Origin of the sequence: Vibrio sp. LaRot3 (assembly GCF_027587025.1) — a bacterium.
Taxonomy (GTDB): Bacteria; Pseudomonadota; Gammaproteobacteria; order Enterobacterales; family Vibrionaceae; genus Vibrio.
Genome location: NZ_JAPPTI010000001.1, coordinates 209,826 through 231,575, shown reverse-complemented (window position 1 = coordinate 231,575; position 21,750 = coordinate 209,826). Strand labels below are relative to the sequence as shown.

Below are 21,750 nucleotides of genomic sequence, written 5' to 3'. Positions count from 1 at the left end.
TATCCACAAATTTAGTGGATAAGTAAACCTAGCCTATACACGACAAGGCTTAGCGAAAAGTAAAGCAATTTTAGTTAGCGAATTTCATCGAATTCTAGTCGAGAAGTATTGACACTGTTTCACCCTATCGTTACTATTCGCACCGCTTTACAGCAATTCCCCCTTAGTTCAGTTGGTAGAACGGCGGACTGTTAATCCGTATGTCGCAGGTTCGAGTCCCGCAGGGGGAGCCAAATTTAGGAAAAAGCTCAACCGAAAGGTTGAGCTTTTTTCGTTTCAGATGCGACTTAGTTGTTCCAAGTAAATATCACATCCGAGACGTCGGACCTTGCTAGCCACCCGCGTTGAACCTCTTCTAAAAAGAACCAATCAAGATAAAGCGCACCACTATATTCTTCTCATGAATATAAAACGCTTAATATTTACTTTTGTCAGTATCTATAAAAGTGGATTAGTTTCCTTATTACTGTCAATTCACTCATTTTATTGCAAGCCCATTGCCTACTGACTCTCGGCAGTAAACGATTGGCTAAACAATATCGCTTTAGTTCGCGTATAATTTTTAATCAAGAGTATAAAACCTTAGCTTTCCTTGGTTGTTAAATAGCAGCCAAAGCAGGATAATGGCGGGATCGGATTACTTAAATTATATAATTATGACCGAATATCTTTTGTTGTTGGTCGGCACTGTGCTCGTCAACAACTTTGTACTGGTGAAGTTTTTGGGCTTATGTCCATTTATGGGAGTTTCTAAGAAGCTAGAGACTGCCATTGGCATGGGGTTAGCAACGACTTTCGTTCTGACCTTGGCCTCAGTGTGTGCGTACCTTGTCGAAAGTTATATTTTGGCACCTTTAGGTCTGCAGTATTTGCGTACCATGAGCTTTATTCTGGTTATCGCAGTGGTGGTGCAATTTACTGAAATGGTGGTGCACAAAACCAGCCCTACCTTGTATCGCCTACTGGGTATTTTCTTACCGCTGATCACAACCAACTGCGCAGTTTTAGGCGTGGCACTCCTTAACATCAATGAGAACCACAATTTTATCGAATCTATTATCTATGGTTTCGGTGCGGCAGTCGGTTTCTCTTTGGTTCTGATCCTATTTGCATCTATGCGTGAACGAATTGCTGCGGCAGATGTGCCAGCTCCGTTCAAAGGTGCTTCTATTGCAATGATCACCGCAGGCCTAATGTCGCTTGCCTTCATGGGCTTTACTGGGTTGGTGAAGCTGTAATGAGTTCTATTGTAATTGCAATCATCGCCCTTGCCGCGCTTGCAGCCCTTTTTGGCGCAGTGCTCGGCTTTGCGTCGATCCGATTTAAAGTGGACGCCGATCCTATCGTCGACCAAATTGACGAAATTCTGCCACAAACCCAGTGCGGCCAATGTGGTTACCCTGGCTGTCGCCCATATGCCGAAGCAATTGCTAACGGTGATTCCATAAATAAATGCCCTCCAGGCGGTCAAGCGACAATTGAAAAGCTTGCGGATCTCATGGGTGTTGAAGCAACCGAATCCGCGCATGATCTTTCTGAATCGGTAAAAACAGTCGCATTTATTCATGAAGATATGTGCATTGGTTGCACGAAATGTATTCAAGCGTGTCCGGTTGATGCCATTGTTGGTGGCACAAAAGCACTTCACACCGTCATTAAGGATGAATGTACTGGTTGTGATCTCTGCGTCGCACCGTGCCCAACAGATTGTATTGAAATGATCCCTGTAGAAACCACTACAGCGAATTGGAAGTGGCAATTGAACGCCATTCCTGTTGTTGATATTACCGATTCTGCTGAGCAGCAGAATAGTGTGAATTAAGGACTGGTATGTTGTCATTAATCGAGAAAATTAAATCTGGCGCACTTTGGGATTTCCCCGGGGGCGTTCATCCACCAGAAAACAAAAAACAGTCTCTAAAAACGCCAATTGCTCGCGCTTCTATCCCTCAAGAAATAGTGCTACCTATTAAACAACATATAGGTAAACCGGGTAATTTAATCGTTAATGTGGGTGACAATGTCTTAAAAGGACAGCCACTGACTAAATACGATATGAGCTTTATGTTGCCAGTGCACGCTCCCACATCGGGCACGATTACGGCTATTGAACCTCGTACTACTGCTCACCCTTCTGGGCTCAGCGAGATGTGCGTGGTGATTAAGCCTGACAATCAAGAGCAGTGGATTGACCGTAACCCAATAGAAGACTTTACCGCTAACACGCCAGATGAGCTTATCGAAGTTATTCGCCAAGCTGGTGTGTCAGGTATGGGTGGCGCAGGCTTCCCAACGGCGAAGAAAATCCAATCAGGCCTGGCTCGTACTGAAATCTTCATCGTCAATGCTGCTGAATGTGAACCCTACATCACTGCTGACGATATCTTAATGCAAGAGCATGCGGATGCCCTGATTCAAGGTATCGAGATTGTTGAGCATATCCTCAAGCCCAAACTCACCATTATTGGTATTGAAGACAACAAGCCAAAAGCGATTAAAGCCTTGGAGAAAGCGGCACAACATAAAGATATTGTGATACGCGTAATCCCGACCAAATACCCTTCAGGTGGTGAGAAGCAGCTGATTAAAGTACTCACCAACAAAGAAGTGCCGAATAACGGTATTCCTGCTGATATTGGCTTGTTAGTACAAAACGTGGGTTCTCTGTACGCGATTCAACGCGCCGTTTGTCATGGTGAGCCTCTAATTGAGCGTATCGTGACGTTAACGGGTAAAACCTTTAAGCAACCACAAAACGTTTGGACACTCATTGGTACGTCAGTTGAAGATCTACTCAGTGAGTTTGGCTACAAAGCAGATAAAAAGCTGCCACGTTTGATCATGGGTGGCCCAATGATGGGGTTCACCTTACCTCACTCCGCTGTGCCGATAACCAAAACGGCTAACTGTATTCTGGCACCGACAAGACGCGAGATCGCTTCCGACCAATATGAAATGGCGTGTATTCGCTGTGGTCAATGTGCCGAAGCCTGCCCAGCTTCTCTGCTGCCTCAGCAACTGCAATGGCATGCTAAAGCCGAAGAATTTGATAAATGTGAAGAGCTCAATCTAAAAGATTGTATTGAATGCGGTGCTTGTGCGTTTGTTTGTCCAAGTGAAATTCCGCTCGTTCAATATTATCGTCAAGCGAAAGCCGAAATCCGCACCCGTAAAGAAGAAGCAGAAGCTGCAGAGCGCGCTAAGCAACGCTTTGAAGAGAAGAAAGCTCGCCTTGAGCGTGATAAAGCTGAACGTGAAAATCGCTTCAAAAAAGCGGCCGACGACCGCCGAAAAGAGATGAAACAAACTGGCGGCGACGATGCCATTGCAGCTGCCATAGCTCGTGTTAAAGCACAAAAGGCAGACTCTACAGACAAACCCGCAGAGCCAGCGGTCAAACCTGCCGTAGCCGCTGCAATTGCAAAAGCGAAGGCCAAACAAGCCGCAGCGCAAAAAGCAGGACAAGCCGAGCCTGACAATAGCGAAATGGCTAAACTGCGTGAAGAACGCAAACGCCTTGCTCGTGAACGCAAAGCTGAAAAAGAGCAATCATCTGATTCTACAGATAAGAAAGACGCTGTAGCGGCTGCGATAGCCCGTGCGAAAGCGAAAAAGGCTGCCGCTTCAGCACCACCGAAAGCAGACAATAGTCCAGCTGACAGTGGTGATAAAAAAGCCGCTATTGCTGCTGCGATTGCGAGAGCAAAAGCGAAAAAGGCCGCAACAGAATCTAATACTCCGGAGTCAGATAACGGAGATAACAAAAAAGCAGCTATTGCATCAGCTGTGGCTCGTGCAAAAGCTCGTAAAGCAGAACAACAAGCAGGGCCGAACCAAGAGAGTTCTGAAACTGCTGAGCCTGAACAACAACTGGATCCGAAAAAGGCCGCAGTTGCCGCTGCGATTGCCCGTGCGAAAGCTCGTAAAGCAGAACAGCAAGCAAGTGCGAACCAAGAAAGCTCTGAATCAGTAGTACCTGAACAAGCACAGGATTCAAAAAAGGCCGCCGTTGCCGCTGCAATTGCCCGTGCGAAAGCACGTAAAGCAGAGCAACAAGCAGAGGCGAACCAAGAAAGCTCTGAAACTGTAGAGCCTGAGCAACAACTGGATCCGAAAAAGGCCGCCGTTGCCGCTGCAATTGCTCGCGCTAAAGCGCGCAAAGCAGAGCAACAAGCTGATGCAAGCCAAGAAAGTTCTGGAACTGTAGAGCCTGAACAACAACTGGATCCGAAAAAGGCCGCCGTTGCCGCTGCGATTGCTCGCGCTAAAGCGCGCAAAGCAGAGCAACAAGCTGATGCAAGCCAAGAGAGTTCTGAAACTGTAGAACCAGAGCAAGAGCTGGATCCGAAAAAAGCCGCTGTCGCCGCTGCGATTGCCCGTGCTAAAGCGCGCAAAGCAGAGCAACAAGCTGATGCAAACCAAAAGAGTTCTGAAACTGTAGAACCAGAGCAAGAACTGGATCCGAAAAAAGCCGCTGTCGCCGCTGCGATTGCTCGCGCTAAAGCTCGCAAAGCAGAACAAGAAAAAATGAAACAATCTGAGGAGAAAGAGTAGTGGCCTTCTTTATTGCCAGCTCACCCCATGCACATAGTCGCAGAAGCACTCCTGATCTAATGAAGTGGGTGGCGCTGTGTGCTATTCCCGGTTTAGCGGCTCAAACCTACTTTTTTGGTTGGGGAACACTCATTCAATTAGCTTTTGCTATCGTACTGGGTTTGACGCTTGAAGGCCTAGTCATGTTACTACGCAAGCGCTCACCGAAATCAGCATTACGAGACAACAGTGCATTAGTGACAGCATGGCTATTAGCGGTAGCGATTCCACCGCTTTCACCTTGGTGGGTTATCACGATAGGTCTTATCTTTGCCATTATCATTGCCAAACATTTATACGGCGGTATTGGTCAGAACCTATTCAACCCTGCGATGGTTGCTTACGTCGTTCTACTTATATCGTTCCCACTACAAATGACCAGTTGGATTTCGCCAATCGAACTGCAAGCAACTCCTATTTCAATGGGAGATGCTTTCTCGCTGATCTTCACAGGTTTTAACAACGAAGGGCTATCCTTACAGCAAATTCGCACAGGTATTGATGGTGTCACCATGGCGACCCCGTTAGACAGCCTAAAAACAGCCCTGCTTACTGGTAGTACAATAAGTGAAGCGGTCAGACAGCCACAATTTGGCCCATTCGCGGGTTTAGGTTGGCAATGGGTTAACCTTGCTTATCTTGCCGGTGGCCTCGCGCTCATCAAGCTTCGCGTGATCAGTTGGCATATTCCAGTGAGCTTTTTAACTTCACTACTGGTAATTAGTGGCCTATTTATGATCTTTACACCAGATCAAACGGCTTCGCCTTTGATTCACCTTTTCTCTGGCGCAACCATGCTCGGTGCATTCTTTATTGCTACCGACCCTGTTTCAGCGTCGACAACAGTCAAAGGTAGATTGATTTTCGGTGCGTTTATTGGTGCCATGGTCTTTATTATTCGGAGTTGGGGTGGTTTCCCTGATGGTGTCGCATTTGCCGTACTTCTGGCCAATATGTGCGTACCATTAATTGATTACTACACCAAACCTCGAACTTACGGGCACTAAGGATTCAGCATGTTAAACGCAATACGAAAAAACGGTGCGACACTTGCTCTATTCGCTTGTGCTTCAACAGGCTTAGTCGCGTTAACGCAATACTTAACGAAAGATCAAATCCACCAGCAAGAACAAGCACAATTGCTGTCTGTTCTAAACCAAGTGATCCCACATAAACTGCACGATAATGAAATGTATAAGTCGTGTACGTTGGTACAAGATCCTGCACTGGGCACTGAAAGTCCCATGCCCGCTTATATTGCGACGTTAAACGGTCAACCAAGTGCTATTGCCATTGAAGCTATCGCACCTGATGGCTACAACGGCGCGATTAAAATCATTGTTGGTATTCAACATGATGGAACAGTCACTGGTACTCGAGTTTTGTCTCACCAAGAAACTCCCGGACTCGGTGATAAAATCGACTTACGTGTTGATGAATGGATTTTAGGCTTTACTGGTAAAAAGGTCACCGATGAAAATCGCGATTCATGGCTAGTACGCAAAGATGGCGGACAATTCGACCAGTTTACTGGCGCAACGATCACGCCGCGTGCAGTCGTTAAAGCGGTGAGAAATACGGTAGATTACGTCAACCAGAATCGAGAACAGCTGTTACAGCAGCCCCTAAACTGTGGAGGCAACCATGGTTAAACATAAAAAACTGATCAAAGATGGCCTTTGGGATAACAACCCAGCCCTAGTTCAACTGCTTGGACTTTGTCCATTGCTTGCGGTCTCCTCTAGTGTCACCAACGCCCTTGGTCTTGGTGTCGCAACGCTATTGGTATTGGTCGGTTCTAACGTCACGGTTTCTTTAGTTAAAGATTACGTTCCGAAAGAAGTACGTATTCCAGTTTTCGTTATGATCATCGCCTCACTGGTAACGTGCGTTCAATTATTAATGAACGCCTACGCCTACGGCTTATACCTGTCTCTTGGTATCTTTATTCCTCTTATCGTTACCAACTGCATCATCATCGGCCGCGCCGAAGCGTTTGCCTCAAAAAATGCTCTATTACCATCAGCACAAGACGGCTTTTGGATGGGTATGGGAATGACAGCAGCACTGGTTGTACTCGGAGCAATGCGCGAACTGATTGGTAACGGCACTCTATTTGATGGTGCCGATTTACTTCTAGGCGAATGGGCCAAAGTATTACGCATTGAGGTATTCCAGATCGATAACAGTTTCCTACTCGCGTTACTGCCTCCGGGCGCTTTCATTGGCGTCGGTTTAATGATCGCACTGAAAAATGTCATCGATAAAAAACTGGCTGACCGCCAGCCAAAACAAGAAAAGCAGGCAATAGAGCGAGTGCGCGTTACCAACTCTTAGCCATCTCACTGAGATAACATCAAAAGCCGGTTTGAATAAACAATAAGCCCGAAGAGGCAACGTTCTTACTGGCTCTAACACTAGAAGCAGCAGCCAACAAAATGAACAAAACCAAACGTATTGAGATTCTTGAGCGGCTGAGGGAAAACAACCCGAACCCGCAGACAGAACTAAATTGGAGCACCCCTTTTGAACTGTTGATCGCAGTCTTACTCTCTGCGCAAGCAACGGATGTCAGCGTCAACAAAGCGACTGATAAGCTCTACCCTGTCGCCAATACCCCACAAGGGCTACTCGACTTAGGTGTTGATGGCGTAAAAGACTACATCAAAACTATTGGGCTATTTAACTCGAAAGCTGAAAATGTAATCAAAACCTGCCGAATCCTACTTGAACAGCACAATGGTGAAGTACCTGAAAACCGCGAAGCATTAGAAGCCCTTCCGGGAGTCGGTCGTAAAACCGCTAACGTTGTGCTCAATACCGCATTTGGTTGGCCAACAATCGCGGTTGATACACATATCTATCGAGTATCAAATCGTACCAAATTCGCCATGGGCAAAAATGTCGACCAAGTGGAAGAAAAGCTGCTTAAAGTAGTACCTAAAGAGTTCAAGCTTGATGTCCACCATTGGCTGATTCTTCATGGTCGTTACACCTGTGTCGCGCGGAAACCTCGTTGCGGCAGCTGTATCATTGAAGACTTGTGTGAGTTCAAAGAAAAGACTGAAGTTTAAAATCAAACTTCAAGAACAAACAAAGGCAGCCACTGGCTGCCTTTTTCATTGCACTTTATTAAACCTCAATTAAAGCTGAGTGACGCTTTGAACATCTTTAATCATTTGCTCAGTAGAGTGAACGCCTGCAATCGATACATACCAAGAATCCACATCTAAGAAAGCAATGCGCTGGTTCTTGTAGGCTTTCGTTTGTTTAATCAGGTCGTTATCAAACGCTTGAGTCAGATCGTAGTTTGAGTTCGCATCGAGCTTATTGCGGTCAATCGCCAAAATGATGCTTGGGTTGACCTGATGAATAAACTCATAAGAGACTAAATCACCGTGGTTACCTGCGTCTTCCTTCGTCACAGTTTCTAAGAAACCGAAATCTTGGTAGATAGCTGAAAAACGAGAATGAGCGCCAAAGGTTGTAATATTTTCACCCAAGCTCAACACAGTTAGTGCATCAATCTTATTATCTTGGTTGTGATTACGAATCGCCGTGATTTGATCGTCAAGCTGTTTAATTTTCTGCTCAACTTTGTCTTCAATGGCAAAAATCTTTCCTAAATTACGCCATTGCTGTTGCGTGCTTGTCCAGTAGTCAGATTTTAAGTTCGCAGAGAAGACAATCGTAGGAGCAATTTCAGCTAGCTCTTCATATTTCGATGAAGCTCGAGGTCCAATGATGATCAGGTCGGGCTTCGCCGTAAAAATATTTTCAAAATCAGGTTCAAAATGGCTACCTGCTGATAGGTAATCCTTTTGGTTATATTTCGCCAGATAAGAAGGTAAGTGTGAGGCATTCGCTACCGCAACAGGATCAATACCAAATTTATCCAGCGCATCTAAAACACCAAAACCAATCGCCACAACTCGTTTGGGCTGCATTTCGATTTCAGTTGTTCCTTTCTGATGCTCTATGGTTACAGTCTCTGCCAGAGCTGCTGAAGAAAACAACACAGAGAGAAAAAGAGCGAGGTACTTGTTCATTCCTTAAACCTTAATGAGAGTCATTATCAAAGGTAAGCAAATATACCCATACCTTATTGAGCAATCAAGCAAAAGGCTCATTTCCTTAGATAAATCCGTGCTAAGATAAAACGTAATTTTGTTTAATTTTGGAGCACTTCCATGGCAAATGGCCGCATTCTACATACCATGCTTCGCGTGGGTAACTTAGATAAATCTATCCAATTTTACACTGACGTTATGGGCATGACATTGCTACGTCAGCACGATAACGAAGAGTACAAATACACACTGGCCTTCTTAGGTTACGGTGATGAGTCTCAAGGTTCAGTGATTGAACTGACATACAACTGGGGCACAAGCGAGTACGACCTTGGCAATGCGTTTGGTCATATCGCAATCGGTGTTGATGACATTTACGCAACCTGTGATGCGATCAAAGCGGCAGGCGGTAATGTCACCCGCGAAGCAGGCCCGGTAAAAGGTGGTTCTACTCATATCGCATTCGTTAAAGATCCTGACGGATACATGATTGAACTTATCCAAAATACGCAAGCGTCAGCTGGCCTAGAAGGCTAATTGCCTAAGTAAAATTAGTGTTAATAATTCGCTGTAACTTTCACAGTGAATTATTAACACTTTACATGATAATCATTATCATTTAATCTTTATCGAATCTGGAAGATGGAGATTGAAGAAATGGGTATCGCTGACTGGGAGAAACATACTTTACTGGCTGATATCGCTCTAAAAGAAAAAGATCATTTGCGTAGTATTCTTCACTATCAACAAGCTCTGACTCTAAGCGAAGATATCGGTGATTCTGAATCGATTGACGTAGAAGACCGTCTGATGATTTCAGTCATCTCTTGTCACAACATGGCGTCATTTTGGCGAACCATGGGTGATATAAAGTATGAGTTAAAATATTTAAAACTGGCTTCGGAAAAGGTGCTGACACTGGTACCCCAATGTCCGAACAGTGATTGTGACGCATTCGTTGATTCAATGGGCTGCTGTAAAAAAGCGCTGATTGAGTTCATGAAACGCCACCCAAATCCGAAAATTGCGCGCATGGTGCAAGACATCGACACCGCGACAAATTGCAACCTGATCGCGAAATTCCGTCTAAACTAATAGAGTTTCCCCTTATTGGTGATTTAGTCACGCCAATACAAAAAAACCAGCCAAACGGCTGGTTTTTACTTTTCTACAATTATCTGACCACATTATACGTTAGTTCGACCTAACGAAATCACAACGCGACGGTTTTTGTCTTTGCCAATTGGTGAGGCATTATCTGCCACTGGGCGGCGCTTACCGTAACCTTGTACCTGAATGCGATCTTCTGGCAAACCAATCGACTCAAAGTAATTTCTCAGTACTTCCGCACGTTGCTCCGACAATTGCTGACTAGCACTTTTACTGTCTTCTGAATCGGTATAAGTCGACACGAGCACCAAATCAATGTCTTGGTTGTGACGAATATACTCAGCAATTTGTGCTAAACGTTTCTGCGATGCCTTGTTTAACTGAACGCTTGAGCGATCATAATGAAGAATGGTGAAAGAAATATCTTCAAAGCTATATGGCAACAAGTTGGCAATACAATCACTGAACACGTTGTACTTAGGTTGAAATAGAACCGAGGAAAGCGCGACTTCTACTCGTTGATCTCGACTTTGCCATTCCTGATAACTGAATGTTGGATAACGGCCCTTCTCAAGCTCGCTCAGTAAACTCCACGCAGTTTGACCACCAACATAACCATCAAACTGTTTAAAGAAACGAATGCTTGTCATGCGATCTGCGCCCTCTCCCGGGCGCCAAGCAGGAGGCATAGAAACCAATGAAACGTCACGAGTTTCACCCATTGGGCGTTTCATTTTCAATTCGAAATCTAAATTGAGTTTTTTACTGGCATGAGAAGAGAACACCGCATCGCCATAATTGGGGATAGGATGTACTAAACGGCATTCTAGTGGTGTATTGACTACCATTTGCCACTGAGACTGTTGAGGTGTCGCCACGTAGTGTTTATCCATCGCAACACTTGGTGCTGCAATAGAAATCATTGAGAGTGCTACGCTTGTGGCTAACCGCTTCTTCATGTTTTCACTTTACTCTTAAATATGTCACACACGGCACTAACTTGCCGCTGATTGTTGATGCTAACTATAAAGCAAAAAGCCCGCCAACTTTTAACGATACTAGCGAATACTCATTTTGTTGTCGCTTTTATCAACAGCAAACGAAAACAACGTCTAAGCGCTCACCGCTTGATGATGAGAGCAACGCAATTGCAAGGCAATATCTCCTGCTATTGGCGATTGGTATTGCAGATAGAATCTGCAATAATGCCTTTCAAATCACACAAAATTAACTAAACATGACTGTAGAAAACGAAGCATTGACGCTTAAAAAACGCTTTCGCGGCTATTTCCCAGTGGTTATCGATGTCGAAACCGCGGGATTTAACGCTAAAACTGACGCACTACTTGAAATTTGTGCTATCACCTTACAAATGGATGAACATGGCGATCTTCATCCAGCGTCGACGATTCACTTTCATGTTGAACCCTTTGAGGGCGCAAATTTAGAGAAAGAAGCGCTTGAGTTCACTGGCATTCATGACCCATTTAGCCCACTCCGTGGCGCGGTTACTGAGTCTGAAGCGCTCAAAGAAATCTATAAACTTGTACGCAAAGAGCAAAAAGCCGCCGACTGTAGTCGTGCGATCATCGTTGCTCATAATGCCACTTTCGACCACAGCTTCGTCATGGAAGCGAGTGAACGTAGCAAGTTAAAACGAGTCCCGTTCCACCCCTTTGCAACTTTTGATACTGCCGCGTTAAGTGGCCTTGCCTACGGCCAAACCGTTCTGGCTAAAGCATGCAAAACTGCCGGGATGGAATTTGACAATAAAGAAGCCCATTCTGCGCTATACGATACACAAAAAACCGCAGAGCTCTTCTGTGGCATCGTCAATAAATGGAAAGCTCTTGGTGGCTGGCCAATTACAGATGATGTCGAAGAATAATAATTGTAAACACAATCAATGAGTTAATTATGAACCCTGTTGTAATTTCTGTCTGTATCATGCTAGTACTAGCACTGATGCGCGTGAATGTTGTGGTCGCCCTGACATTCAGTGCAATTGTCGGTGGTCTCGTATCTGGTATGAGTTTAAACGATGCGGTCTCAGCATTTGAAAGCGGCCTTGGTGGCGGTGCGACAATCGCACTGAGCTACGCAATGCTTGGTACTTTCGCTGTGGCGATTTCTAAATCTGGTATTACCGACCTATTGGCCAATAGTGTAATTAAACGTCTACACGGTAAAGAAAGTGGCGCAGCCTCAACGGGCTTAAAATACGCGGTACTGGTTGCCTTAGTGTTAGTGACAATGTCGTCTCAGAACGTCATTCCCGTTCATATCGCCTTTATTCCTATTCTTATTCCACCTTTGCTGGGCGTATTTGCCAAACTCAAACTCGACCGTCGTATGGTTGCTTGTGTGCTGACCTTCGGCTTAATCACACCATACATGGTGTTACCAGTGGGTTTTGGCGGTATCTTCCTCAATAACATTCTGCTTAAGAACCTGCATGACAATGGCCTAGATAACGTTGTGGCTAGCCAAGTGCCAACGGCAATGTTACTGCCAGCAGCCGGCATGTTGTTTGGCCTGCTTACAGCAGTGCTATTTACTTACCGTAAACCTCGAGAGTACGCAGAAACTGCACATACTTCTGCTGAACAACAAACCCAAAGCATCAATAAGAAAAACATCGTTATTGCTGCGGCAGGTATTGTTGCCGCACTTGCTGTGCAGCTTACCACTGGCTCAATGATTATTGGTGCTCTTGCTGGCTTTATGGTGTTTACCTTCGGTGGCGTCATCGCATGGAAAGAAACCCACGATGTGTTCACCAAAGGCGTGCACATGATGGCGATGATTGGTTTCATTATGATTTCTGCAGCAGGTTTTGCGGCGGTAATGAAGCAAACTGGTGGCGTTGAATCTTTGGTTGAAGCGTTATCGACCAGTATTGGTGACAATAAGCCACTTGCGGCACTACTGATGCTTGTCGTAGGCCTATTAGTGACGATGGGGATTGGTTCTTCGTTCTCAACCATTCCAATCATCGCAACTATCTATGTACCGCTAGCAGCAGCATTTGGTTTCTCTCCTATGGCAACCATCGCCCTTGTAGGTACTGCTGCGGCGCTAGGTGATGCTGGTTCGCCAGCTTCTGACTCAACATTAGGCCCGACATCCGGTCTAAATGCTGATGGGCAGCATGAGCACATTTGGGAAACGGTTGTACCGACCTTTATTCACTACAACCTACCACTGATTGCCTTTGGTTGGTTAGCAGCAATGGTTCTGTAATCCCCCGCCAACAAGCATAAAAAAAGCTGACTCATTTGAGTCAGCTTTTTTGTATCTACGTAAATGCGCGAGAAATATTATTGATGTTTCTCTGCCATTGCTGCCAAAACTGGCACCATATCTTTTAGCAGTTCACTTTCTACTGGTTTGCCTTTCGCATCCGTTACGTTGATTGATGTACGGTTGCCAAGATCACCAAATAGGAAGGTATAGGTAATCGATCTAAGCTCGACTGGTTTTACACCAATCTCTTGCCAGAACTCATCATCCTGAGTCGCATATTTCGCTTTGATAGTACCTTGCGAACGGTTGCGTTCTTCAATCTGGAAGCCCATCGCTGGCAAGATATCAGGTAGGCGCTGCCACAAGACATCGTAAGGAGCACGAGCAATAATAACTGGTAGGCCAGAACGGTCAGTACCCATAGTGATTGGAATGTTCTTCACTAATTCACGCGCTTTGCGCTCAGCTTCCAAGCGAACATCCAAATCATAGCGAGCTGTCACTAAGTTACTCATTAGCGCGCTGTAACGCTCTTTATTGGTCAGCGTAACGGGCTTAGTTTCTGAACCTTCACGCCAATCGATCAATGCTAGATGAATACCATGACGACCATTCGATGCTACGCGAGAGATTTGGTAACGCGCGCTTAGCGGTAGATCTTCATCTTCTGAAACCCAAGTAACCCATCCAGTTTCAACGCTGTTTTCAGTTTGGTTTTGAATACCGATACCACGCTCATTCAGCATGGTTTGCGCCAGTGACCATACTTTGTCAGCTTCTGTTGCTCGGAGTAACCAAAGAGTGACATCCCCACCTTTACGATCAATTCGTGCACCAGGAATCAATTCAAGAATCTGTTGCGGTGGTCGAATATCAACTTGAGGGCCAATACCACCTTGGAAGTCACCTTGAGGCACTTGGTAGTTGGTGTAAAATTGAGGTTCAGCACCTTCAATAGACTGCCATTCACTAAACGTAGGAGTATTGAGATACTCAAAATCGTCCTTCGCCTGACGACGTTGACTTGCGTTTCCGGAACATGCACTTAAAACAAAAACAGCTAGCGAACTAACAACTAGCTGGGATGACAATTTCATTGAAACTCCTGATAAACAAATGCTGAGGCCGCAGCCTCAGCAATCCATTATAAATTAGTAAATACAAGCCTCAGTCATGGCTTGAGCAACAATCGGTCTTGCTTTATCCGACAATTCAGTCAACGGCAATCGTAAGTTACCATTACTGATAAGACCCATTTTATGTGCTGCCCACTTAACTGGGATCGGGCTTGATTCGACAAATAAATTCTTATGTAGCGCCATCAAGCGCTGGTTAATGATTTCAGCTTCGTCAAACTTACCTTGCGCAGCCAAACGGAACATGTCTGCCATGTCTTTTGCTGCGATATTGTTGGTTACAGAAATCACACCTTGTCCGCCAAGACGAACAAAATCCAAGCCTGTCGAATCATCCCCACTTAATAAGATAAAATCTTTGCCACAAAGTTCACGGTGAATTGCAATTCTATCTAAATCACCCGTCGCATCTTTAAGAGCAACAATGTTTTCGTGTTTAGCTAAACGCGCTACTGTCTCTGGTAGTAGGTCAACACCTGTACGTCCTGGTACATTGTATAGAATTTGCGGCACATCGCTTTCTTCTGCGATAGCGGTAAAGTGTTGGAACAAGCCTTCTTGAGTTGGCTTATTGTAATACGGAGTCACACTCAAGCAACCTGCGATGCCTGAATTGTTAAGTAATCGACTAAATGTCACTGCTTCATGGGTCGCGTTTGCGCCAGTACCAGCAATTACAGGAATACGCCCTTCAGCAAACTCAACTGTTTTTGCTACTACTTTGACATGCTCTTCGACAGTTAACGTCGCAGACTCACCCGTCGTCCCAACAGATACGATAGCGTCCGTACCAGCTTCGACATGATGGTCGACCAGCTTCTTCAGGCTTACGTAATCCACTTCTCCGTCGAGATTGAATGGTGTAATTAGCGCTACGATACTTCCTGAAAACATGTCTATCTCCCTTATTTTGGTTCTTTCTGCATGGTACTTTAATGCGATTCAAAAACACAAGCGATTAAACGCGCTTAAATCGCCTATTAGTATGAATATTTATACCTAACTGACATCAAGATACAGAATTCAGACCTACATCATATTGCACAATAGGTTGCTATGAATCGAAATGGTTCTCGATACTGGTCAAGTATTCAATGAAGGCGAGCAAATTACGCCTTTTACTTTCTCTTGTGTCAAAGGCCAGTCAAGCTTATCGAGCGAAATGTACAATTACTCAGCTATCACTCAAAAATGCTCCTGTGCGGCGTTTTTCTCACCAGCAACTGTGCTAAGCTATTTGTCTAATGTAAGGAAATCGAAGTGATATTATGACTCAGCATCTGGTGATTACCGCTGTAGGAACCGACCGCCCAGGCGTATGCAATCAAGTGGTACATTTAGTAACTCGTTCTGGCTGCAATATTGTTGATAGTCGCATTGCCCTTTTTGGCAATGAATTCACCTTAATCATGTTGCTTTCTGGTAACAACGCCGCCATCACTCGCGTAGAAACGACACTGCCGCTTCTCGGTCAAGAGCATGACCTAATTACCATGATGAAGCGTACCTCGAAACATGATCATCCTAATAACTCATACACTCTAGAAGTATTTATCGAGTCTGATGATAAACCGGGACTGACGGAAAAGTTCACTAAGTTCTTTGCCAACAAGCAAATCGGTCTCTCTTCCTTAAGTGCTCAAACTCATGAGAAAGACAAACTTCATGCCGATTCGGACCAGTTTCATCTGGCATTAACTGCCTTGGTTGATTCAGAGTGTAACTTGATGCAAATTCAAGAAGAGTTCAATGAACTCTGCGCCGAGCTCAGCGTAAAAGGGTCATTGAACTTCATAAAAAACAGCCAATAAAAAGGAATCTCCATGAATACGCTCACTGCAGGCGCTCCCGCTCCCGCCTTTTCACTGCTCGACCAAGATGGCAACACAGTGTCACTGTCTGATTTTGCTGGTAAGAAAGTGCTTTTCTACTTCTACCCAAAAGCGATGACACCGGGTTGTACTGTTCAAGCGCAAGGTCTGCGTGATACCAAAGCAGAATTAGACGCTCACAACGTTGTGGTTTTAGGTGTCAGCATTGACCCTGTAAAACGCCTAGGTAAGTTTATCGAGCGAGATAACCTCAACTTCACGTTACTGTCTGATGAAGACCACGCAGTTGCTGAGCAATTTGGAGTGTGGGGCGAGAAGAAGTTCATGGGTAAGGTATATGATGGCCTTCACCGCATCAGCTTCTTGATCAACGAACAAGGTATGATTGAACATGTATTCAACAAGTTCAAAACCAAAGATCATCATGAAGTGGTACTGAACTACCTAAACGAAAACAAATAGTTTATCGCTGATATAAAAACGCCAGCTTTCGCTGGCGTTTTTGTTTCTGGCGTTCTATTTTGAGCTAGCGTTAAACAATAAACTTATTCAATAACTCGTCTTGCTTACGCACATTCTCTGTTTGTTGTTGCATTGCTACGTTCGATTTATTAGCCGACTCTGACACTTGAGTAGAGAGATCTTTAATACGAACTGTATTGCTGTTGATTTCTTCAGAAACCAAGCTTTGCTCTTCTGCCGCAGAGGCTATTTGCAGGTTCATATCGGTGATGCGTTGAATGATCGTTCGAATCACTTGCAGAGATGCATCCGCTTGTTGCGCTCTCTCGACTGCAATATCCGCTGTTGATTTACTTTCGTTCATTGCATTCGATACAGAACTCGCACCCACTTGCAATTGCTCAATCATGTTGCGGATCTCAGTGGTTGATTCCTGAGTTCTCTGCGCCAAAGTACGCACTTCATCAGCAACAACAGCAAAGCCTCGACCAGAGTCCCCTGCTCGCGCGGCTTCGATAGCGGCATTAAGTGCCAGCAAGTTAGTTTGGTCAGCAATATCGTTGATAACTTTCAAGATAGTTTCGATATTCGAGGTAGCAGACTCAAGCCCAACAACCTCTTCAACCGCCTGATCTACACGCATTGAAAGCTGGTTAATGGCATCTGTTGTATCGCTCACCACATCAGAGCCTTCAATCGTCGCTTGATCGGCTTCTTTAACCGCTTCAGCTGCACCTTGGGCATTATTCGCAACTTCGGTTGCTGTAACCGACATTTCATTCATAGCCGTGGCCAGCTGCTCTAATTCTTCAAGCTGACTATGTACTGCCGTTGAAGATTGTTGTGCGCTGCTTACCGCCATTTCGGTTCCGCTTAAGATTTCTGCGCCAATCGCTTTCGACTGAATAATCTGCTGCTGCAAGTTTTCAGTAAAGGTATTGAATCCGCGTGCCAGCTCAGCAAACTCAGCATCGGTATTGGTATCTAATCGCTTGGTTAAATCTCCTTGACCTGATGCCACATCTTGAATCGCAGCGTTTAGCTCACCCAATGGTTTCATCAAAAACTTAATCAAAAATGAAAGACCAATCACGCTCAATACGAGAGCGATAATAATATAGATGATTGAACTGCTACGCATTTCTGAAATGGTTTCAAAAGCGATGGACTCATCAACAATCGAACCCACATACCAGCCTTCAGAGCCGACTTCGGTAAAGCGCACAAGGTAAGGCGTACCGTCTTTTTCAAAACGCTGCTTACCTTCTTTGATTTCAATCTCCGGCAGATAAGAAGAAAGCTTCTCACCATTGTTGTTGGAGTCTGGGTGGGCAATGGTAGTACCGTCTTGAGTCACAATAAATAGGTAACCGGCGTCAAGAAGATTAGTCTGATTAACCAAATACGCAAGACCGGTAAGCTCAAGGTCATAGAACATACCAGCAACAAAAGTACCATTGTCTTTCACTGGCGTACCAATCGAGATGATCACCTTCTTAGTTGATACGTCCACATACGGGTCAGTAACAACAACGCGACCTTTAGCTTTGGCATCAATATACCAAGGACGTTTGCGAGGATCGTAGCTTGAATCAGCTTCCCAACCATCATCGTTTTCAATAACGGAACCATCAGATTCATAGCCAAAACCTACGGCTAGAAACCCTTGCTTAACAGTTGGAGTCTCGAGAATATCAGCAACATAAGAACCGTCAAAAGGTGAAAGCTGAATAATTTCGGTGGTTGATTTAGCAAGATCTCGCTTGCTATTCATCTCAGCGCTTACTGCTCCGCTAACCCCTTGTTCGATCTCGGTAAGACTGGTATCTACTAATTTTTCTACTTCTTGCTTTACTAGCATAAGTTGCTGAACGGATAGCAACACCACTGTGACCAGCAGCAGCGCAGAAGAGGCTGCAACTATCTTTTGGCTAAATTTCATAACTTCCCTCTAGATGAAATAACGACCTAACGTTGTGCTTATTGTTATTTTTATAAGTCTAACGACTCTTCTGTTATCGACGTTTTTTTCGTCGACTTTAGGCTTCTTTGTAACAAATTTATCGTCAACAGTAACTTTATTTATAATCCTATAATTTATAAATAACAAAAAGCCCAGATGCGAATGCATCTGGGCTGAACAAAACCAACCTATTTTTATGAGTGGTTATTGAACTGTTGTTTCACCATCTTCTTGACTTGGAAGGGCATTCCAAACGGCTTTGACCAATGTGGCTAGCGGAATCGCAAAGAACACGCCCCAAAATCCCCACAATCCGCCAAATACCAAAACTGCGACAATGATCGCCACTGGGTGTAAGTTCACCGCTTCAGAGAACAGCACTGGCACAAGAACATTACCGTCCAATGCTTGAATAATTCCGTAAGCCACCAGCAAATAGTAAAACTCTGGCGCAAGCCCCCATTGGAACAAACCGACAATAGCGACGGGTAAAGTGACTGCTGCCGCACCAATGTATGGAATCAACACCGATAGGCCAACGGCCACCGCGAGCAATACAGAGTAGCGTAAATCTAAGATGGCAAAGGTCACGTAACTTACGCCACCAACAATCAAAATCTCCATCACTTTACCGCGAATGTAATTGGAAATTTGCTGGTTCATTTCATCCCAAACTTTGGTCGCGAGCTTACGATTGCGTGGCAACATGCCACTGGCCATCGAGATCATCTCTTGCTTATCTTTCAATAAGAAGAACACCAAAAGAGGAACCAAAATTAGGTAAACCGCCAATGTCGCTAGGCTCACCAGTGACGCTAGAGAGCCCTTCACTACAGTCTCACCCACGGTAATCACTTGATTTTTCGCATTAGTCACCAAAGATTCAACAATCTGGAAATTGGCCAACTCTGGGTACTTTTCTGGAAGCTCTGCAATAAACCGCTGTAACCCGTTGTACATGTTTGGAATGTCATTAATCAAATTACCGACTTGCTGCCAAATCGTCGGCACTAAGCCAAACACCGCCAACAACATCACACTCGAGAAAGAGACAATCACTAAAATAACCGCAGCGGTTCTAGGCATTCCCAATTTACTTAACTGAGAGACCGGCCATTCCAGCAGATAAGCCAAAACAATCGCCACCAGTAATGGTGCGATTAAATTGCCAAAAAAGTAGATAGTGATAAAACCGAAAAATAGTATGGCAACTAAACTAACAGCGTGTGGATCAGAGAATCGTCTTTTATACCAACGATTGACCATTTCTAACATCTAACATGGTTCCTTTTCTTTGGTCACGAGCAAACAGAAATCACTTCCCTGTTTGGTGCAACTGAGCGTGTAAGCGTTCTTTTCTAAAAAGCGCACAATATCAGATTTGGAGCTCGGGTCAGTAACCCAGATTTCCGTGGTTTGTCCAACTTCTAACAAAACAACGTGACGTTTCATTAGCAGCAATGACATCGGGCAAACTTGATCCCTTAAGTCTAGACTGGCCAACTCCTTGCCATCCTCTAATATTGGTCGAAAGCCAACATTGTATACTTAAAACACCTTGGCCGGGCAGATTTCTACCATTGCCGATAAAATCAGGACGATTTGATTGCAACTGAGTAGCTCAACGAGATTATGCTTTCGTTGAATGCTGAATGAATAAGGGAGAGCAAAATGCAAACAGTAGATAGATAGCATTCTACTTAACCGTCTGTTATTTCGAATGAAAGCTCGTCAAAAACTAACCATAATCCTTAAGTTTATTTGCTTTGAAACCATCACAGCAATAAAGTGTCTACATAGTTAGAGAAACTCAACTAACGCATGCCTATTTTTGAGGCAAGCCAATAGAATAACAAACGGAGTTAAGCCGGCTTAGTATGTTTAAACGAACGCGTTCAATTTTAGCTTTATGTACTGCTACCGCACTATGCTTACCAACAGCGCCCGCATTGTCCAACAGCCTTGCTCTGCCTGAAATTGGCACAGCAGCAAGTGGCACGCTCACCATTGACCAAGAGCTACAATATGGTGATGCTTATATGCGTATGTTGCGCAGCCGCGCGCCTATCGTTAATGACCCTGTCATTAACCAGTATATTGATCGCCTCGGTCACCAGTTAGTCGCTAACGCCAATGATGTAAAAACGCCATTCACCTTCTTCATGATTCGCGATCGCAACATCAACGCATTTGCCTTCTTTGGTGGGTATGTTGCCTTGCACTCTGGATTATTTTTGCACGCGCAATCGGAAAGTGAATTGGCATCTGTTATGGCGCACGAAATTGCCCACGTTACTCAACGCCACCTTGCCCGTAGTATGGAAGACCAAGCTCGCCGTACTCCTGCAACTATCGCAGCATTAGCAGGGTCATTACTGTTAGCGATTGCCGCCCCAGAAGCGGGCATTGCCGCACTCACCGCCACCAGCGCAGGTGCAATGCAAGGCTCCATTAACTACACTCGCAGCAATGAACGTGAAGCCGATAGATTTGGTATTTCGACTCTGGCGAAGGCAGGGTTTGACGTTCAAGCTATGCCAAGGTTTTTTGATCGACTCGCAGATGAGTATCGCTACGCGAGTAAGCCTCCACCGATGCTGCTTACTCACCCATTACCTCAAGATCGTCTTACTGATGCACGCGCACGCGCCGAAAGCTATCCACCACTGCGAATTCAGCCAGCACTAGACTACCATCTTGCTCGCTCTAGAATCGTCGCGCGTTATACCGGTATCAAGCCAGAAGCGGCGCAAGACTGGTTCTCTCGTACAGAAAAGAAGGTCTCTCCGAATCTTAAACCCGCTTTCGAATACGGCCGCGCACTGGTGCATTTAGACAATCGCGAGTTCAGCAAAGCGCAAGACATCTTGCTGCCTATTCTCAAGCAAGATCCGAATAATCTGTTCTACTTAGATGCCATGTCAGATGTCTACTTAGGGCTAGATCAACCAGACAAAGCAGAAGCCATGCTCACTAAGGCGTTAAAGTCGACCCCATCGAACCCAGTATTGATGATTAACTACGCCAATGTGCTGATTAAACAAGACAAATATGAGCAAGCAATCCGACAATTACAGCGCTACACTCATGACAACCCCAGCGACACAACAGGCTGGCATTTATTGTCTGAAGCTCATACCCATTTAGGGCAAAGTGATGAAGACTTAGCCGCTCGTGCAGAAATTCTGGCGTTAAAAGCCAATTGGGGCAAAGCGATACAATATTACACACAGGCCAGCCAACTGGCCGAATTAGGAAGCCTAAAGCAAGCCAGATATGACGCGCGCATCGACCAATTAATGGTGATGCGAGACCGTTTCATGTCATTACAATAAATC

Annotated in this window: 21 protein-coding genes and 1 tRNA gene; 15 read left to right on the top strand and 7 right to left on the bottom strand. The window is 44.9% G+C overall.

Translation table 11 applies throughout. From position 1 onward, the window contains the following. The first annotated feature begins 157 nt into the window (after positions 1–157). The 8 genes from OH461_RS01205 (at position 158) to nth (ending at position 7,667) form a co-directional block, all read left to right on the top strand. Positions 158–233 (top strand) — tRNA-Asn (locus tag OH461_RS01205). 423 nt (positions 234–656) lie between these two features. After that, a complete protein-coding gene (rsxA, locus tag OH461_RS01200) occupies positions 657–1,238 on the top strand; it encodes an electron transport complex subunit RsxA (protein WP_270018830.1) in 582 nt (193 codons plus the stop codon). After that, a complete protein-coding gene (gene rsxB, locus OH461_RS01195) occupies positions 1,238–1,822 on the top strand; it encodes an electron transport complex subunit RsxB (protein WP_270018829.1) in 585 nt (194 codons plus the stop codon). Before rsxA ends, rsxB begins: the two co-directional genes overlap by 1 nt. A gap of 8 nt (positions 1,823–1,830) precedes the next feature. Further along, positions 1,831–4,554 carry an electron transport complex subunit RsxC gene (gene rsxC / locus OH461_RS01190; protein ID WP_270018828.1) on the top strand — a complete coding sequence of 908 codons (2,724 nt, stop codon included), beginning with the start codon at positions 1,831–1,833 and terminating at the stop codon, positions 4,552–4,554. Beyond that, entirely contained in the window at positions 4,554–5,600 is a 1,047-nt protein-coding gene (gene rsxD / locus OH461_RS01185) for an electron transport complex subunit RsxD (protein ID WP_270018827.1), read from the top strand. The genes rsxC and rsxD overlap by 1 nt, the downstream gene beginning before the upstream one ends. 9 nt (positions 5,601–5,609) lie before the next feature. Next, positions 5,610–6,245, top strand: a complete 636-nt coding sequence (gene rsxG / locus OH461_RS01180; protein WP_270018826.1) for an electron transport complex subunit RsxG — start codon at positions 5,610–5,612, stop codon at positions 6,243–6,245. After that, positions 6,238–6,930 (top strand): electron transport complex subunit E, encoded by a 693-nt coding sequence (locus tag OH461_RS01175; RefSeq protein ID WP_270018825.1) that lies wholly within the window; start codon positions 6,238–6,240, stop codon positions 6,928–6,930. The genes rsxG and OH461_RS01175 overlap by 8 nt, the downstream gene beginning before the upstream one ends. Before the next feature lie 101 nt (positions 6,931–7,031). Beyond that, entirely contained in the window at positions 7,032–7,667 is a 636-nt protein-coding gene (gene nth / locus OH461_RS01170; RefSeq protein ID WP_260259041.1) for an endonuclease III, read from the top strand. A gap of 69 nt (positions 7,668–7,736) precedes the next feature. Here the strand turns inward: nth and OH461_RS01165 are convergent, their stop codons facing one another. Beyond that, positions 7,737–8,642 carry a siderophore ABC transporter substrate-binding protein gene (locus tag OH461_RS01165; protein ID WP_270018824.1) on the bottom strand — a complete coding sequence of 302 codons (906 nt, stop codon included), beginning with the start codon at positions 8,640–8,642 and terminating at the stop codon, positions 7,737–7,739. 141 nt (positions 8,643–8,783) lie between these two features. Between OH461_RS01165 and gloA the strand changes: the two genes are divergently transcribed. Beyond that, on the top strand, positions 8,784–9,200 hold the full coding sequence (gene gloA / locus OH461_RS01160; protein ID WP_270018823.1) for a lactoylglutathione lyase: 417 nt from the start codon (positions 8,784–8,786) through the stop codon (positions 9,198–9,200). 120 nt (positions 9,201–9,320) lie between these two features. Next, a complete protein-coding gene (locus OH461_RS01155) occupies positions 9,321–9,758 on the top strand; it encodes a DUF2753 domain-containing protein (protein ID WP_270019830.1) in 438 nt (145 codons plus the stop codon). Positions 9,759–9,850: 92 nt separating this feature from the next. On the opposite strand, the gene motY is transcribed toward OH461_RS01155, so the two are convergent. Beyond that, positions 9,851–10,732, bottom strand: coding sequence for a flagellar protein MotY (gene motY / locus OH461_RS01150; RefSeq protein ID WP_270018822.1), 882 nt, complete (start codon positions 10,730–10,732; stop codon positions 9,851–9,853). 278 nt (positions 10,733–11,010) lie between these two features. Between motY and rnt the strand changes: the two genes are divergently transcribed. Together rnt and OH461_RS01140 are read left to right on the top strand one after the other, a co-directional pair. Further along, positions 11,011–11,661 (top strand): ribonuclease T, encoded by a 651-nt coding sequence (gene rnt / locus OH461_RS01145; RefSeq protein WP_270018821.1) that lies wholly within the window; start codon positions 11,011–11,013, stop codon positions 11,659–11,661. A gap of 29 nt (positions 11,662–11,690) precedes the next feature. Next, entirely contained in the window at positions 11,691–13,016 is a 1,326-nt protein-coding gene (locus OH461_RS01140; protein WP_270018820.1) for a Na+/H+ antiporter family protein, read from the top strand. A 77-nt stretch (positions 13,017–13,093) separates the two neighbouring features. Here the strand turns inward: OH461_RS01140 and bamC are convergent, their stop codons facing one another. Beyond that, on the bottom strand, positions 13,094–14,116 hold the full coding sequence (gene bamC / locus OH461_RS01135) for an outer membrane protein assembly factor BamC (protein ID WP_270018819.1): 1,023 nt from the start codon (positions 14,114–14,116) through the stop codon (positions 13,094–13,096). A gap of 54 nt (positions 14,117–14,170) precedes the next feature. Next, positions 14,171–15,049, bottom strand: coding sequence for a 4-hydroxy-tetrahydrodipicolinate synthase (dapA, locus tag OH461_RS01130; protein ID WP_270018818.1), 879 nt, complete (start codon positions 15,047–15,049; stop codon positions 14,171–14,173). Between the two features lie 374 nt (positions 15,050–15,423). Between dapA and OH461_RS01125 the strand changes: the two genes are divergently transcribed. Both OH461_RS01125 and bcp read left to right on the top strand, forming a co-directional pair. Beyond that, positions 15,424–15,966 carry a glycine cleavage system protein R gene (locus OH461_RS01125; protein WP_270018817.1) on the top strand — a complete coding sequence of 181 codons (543 nt, stop codon included), beginning with the start codon at positions 15,424–15,426 and terminating at the stop codon, positions 15,964–15,966. A gap of 12 nt (positions 15,967–15,978) precedes the next feature. Next, positions 15,979–16,449: a thioredoxin-dependent thiol peroxidase gene (gene bcp, locus OH461_RS01120; protein ID WP_270018816.1), complete on the top strand. Its 471-nt coding sequence runs from the start codon at positions 15,979–15,981 to the stop codon at positions 16,447–16,449. Positions 16,450–16,519: 70 nt separating this feature from the next. On the opposite strand, the gene OH461_RS01115 is transcribed toward bcp, so the two are convergent. The 3 genes from OH461_RS01115 to OH461_RS01105 all read right to left on the bottom strand — a co-directional run bounded on the left by OH461_RS01115 (position 16,520) and on the right by OH461_RS01105 (position 19,915). Beyond that, positions 16,520–18,391, bottom strand: coding sequence for a methyl-accepting chemotaxis protein (locus OH461_RS01115; protein WP_270018815.1), 1,872 nt, complete (start codon positions 18,389–18,391; stop codon positions 16,520–16,522). Between the two features lie 225 nt (positions 18,392–18,616). Continuing rightward, a complete protein-coding gene (locus OH461_RS01110) occupies positions 18,617–19,687 on the bottom strand; it encodes an AI-2E family transporter (protein WP_270018814.1) in 1,071 nt (356 codons plus the stop codon). Beyond that, positions 19,688–19,915, bottom strand: a complete 228-nt coding sequence (locus OH461_RS01105; protein ID WP_270018813.1) for a sulfurtransferase TusA family protein — start codon at positions 19,913–19,915, stop codon at positions 19,688–19,690. Positions 19,916–20,289: 374 nt separating this feature from the next. On the opposite strand from OH461_RS01105, the gene OH461_RS01100 reads away from it, so the two are divergent. Further along, on the top strand, positions 20,290–21,747 hold the full coding sequence (locus tag OH461_RS01100) for a beta-barrel assembly-enhancing protease (RefSeq protein WP_270018812.1): 1,458 nt from the start codon (positions 20,290–20,292) through the stop codon (positions 21,745–21,747). Positions 21,748–21,750: the final 3 nt, after the last annotated feature.

Bases quoted from the DNA above. Each gene is read 5' to 3' on its own strand.
- rsxA (WP_270018830.1), top strand. From the start codon at position 657: ATGACCGAATATCTTTTGTTGTTGGTCGGCACTGTGCTCGTCAACAAC.
- rsxB (WP_270018829.1), top strand. From the start codon at position 1,238: ATGAGTTCTATTGTAATTGCAATCATCGCCCTTGCCGCGCTTGCAGCC.
- rsxC (WP_270018828.1), top strand. From the start codon at position 1,831: ATGTTGTCATTAATCGAGAAAATTAAATCTGGCGCACTTTGGGATTTC.
- rsxG (WP_270018826.1), top strand. From the start codon at position 5,610: ATGTTAAACGCAATACGAAAAAACGGTGCGACACTTGCTCTATTCGCT.
- OH461_RS01175 (WP_270018825.1), top strand. From the start codon at position 6,238: ATGGTTAAACATAAAAAACTGATCAAAGATGGCCTTTGGGATAACAAC.
- nth (WP_260259041.1), top strand. From the start codon at position 7,032: ATGAACAAAACCAAACGTATTGAGATTCTTGAGCGGCTGAGGGAAAAC.
- OH461_RS01165 (WP_270018824.1), bottom strand. From the start codon at position 8,642: ATGAACAAGTACCTCGCTCTTTTTCTCTCTGTGTTGTTTTCTTCAGCA.
- gloA (WP_270018823.1), top strand. From the start codon at position 8,784: ATGGCAAATGGCCGCATTCTACATACCATGCTTCGCGTGGGTAACTTA.
- OH461_RS01155 (WP_270019830.1), top strand. From the start codon at position 9,321: ATGGGTATCGCTGACTGGGAGAAACATACTTTACTGGCTGATATCGCT.
- motY (WP_270018822.1), bottom strand. From the start codon at position 10,732: ATGAAGAAGCGGTTAGCCACAAGCGTAGCACTCTCAATGATTTCTATT.
- rnt (WP_270018821.1), top strand. From the start codon at position 11,011: ATGACTGTAGAAAACGAAGCATTGACGCTTAAAAAACGCTTTCGCGGC.
- OH461_RS01140 (WP_270018820.1), top strand. From the start codon at position 11,691: ATGAACCCTGTTGTAATTTCTGTCTGTATCATGCTAGTACTAGCACTG.
- bamC (WP_270018819.1), bottom strand. From the start codon at position 14,116: ATGAAATTGTCATCCCAGCTAGTTGTTAGTTCGCTAGCTGTTTTTGTT.
- dapA (WP_270018818.1), bottom strand. From the start codon at position 15,049: ATGTTTTCAGGAAGTATCGTAGCGCTAATTACACCATTCAATCTCGAC.
- OH461_RS01125 (WP_270018817.1), top strand. From the start codon at position 15,424: ATGACTCAGCATCTGGTGATTACCGCTGTAGGAACCGACCGCCCAGGC.
- bcp (WP_270018816.1), top strand. From the start codon at position 15,979: ATGAATACGCTCACTGCAGGCGCTCCCGCTCCCGCCTTTTCACTGCTC.
- OH461_RS01115 (WP_270018815.1), bottom strand. From the start codon at position 18,391: ATGAAATTTAGCCAAAAGATAGTTGCAGCCTCTTCTGCGCTGCTGCTG.
- OH461_RS01110 (WP_270018814.1), bottom strand. From the start codon at position 19,687: ATGTTAGAAATGGTCAATCGTTGGTATAAAAGACGATTCTCTGATCCA.
- OH461_RS01100 (WP_270018812.1), top strand. From the start codon at position 20,290: ATGTTTAAACGAACGCGTTCAATTTTAGCTTTATGTACTGCTACCGCA.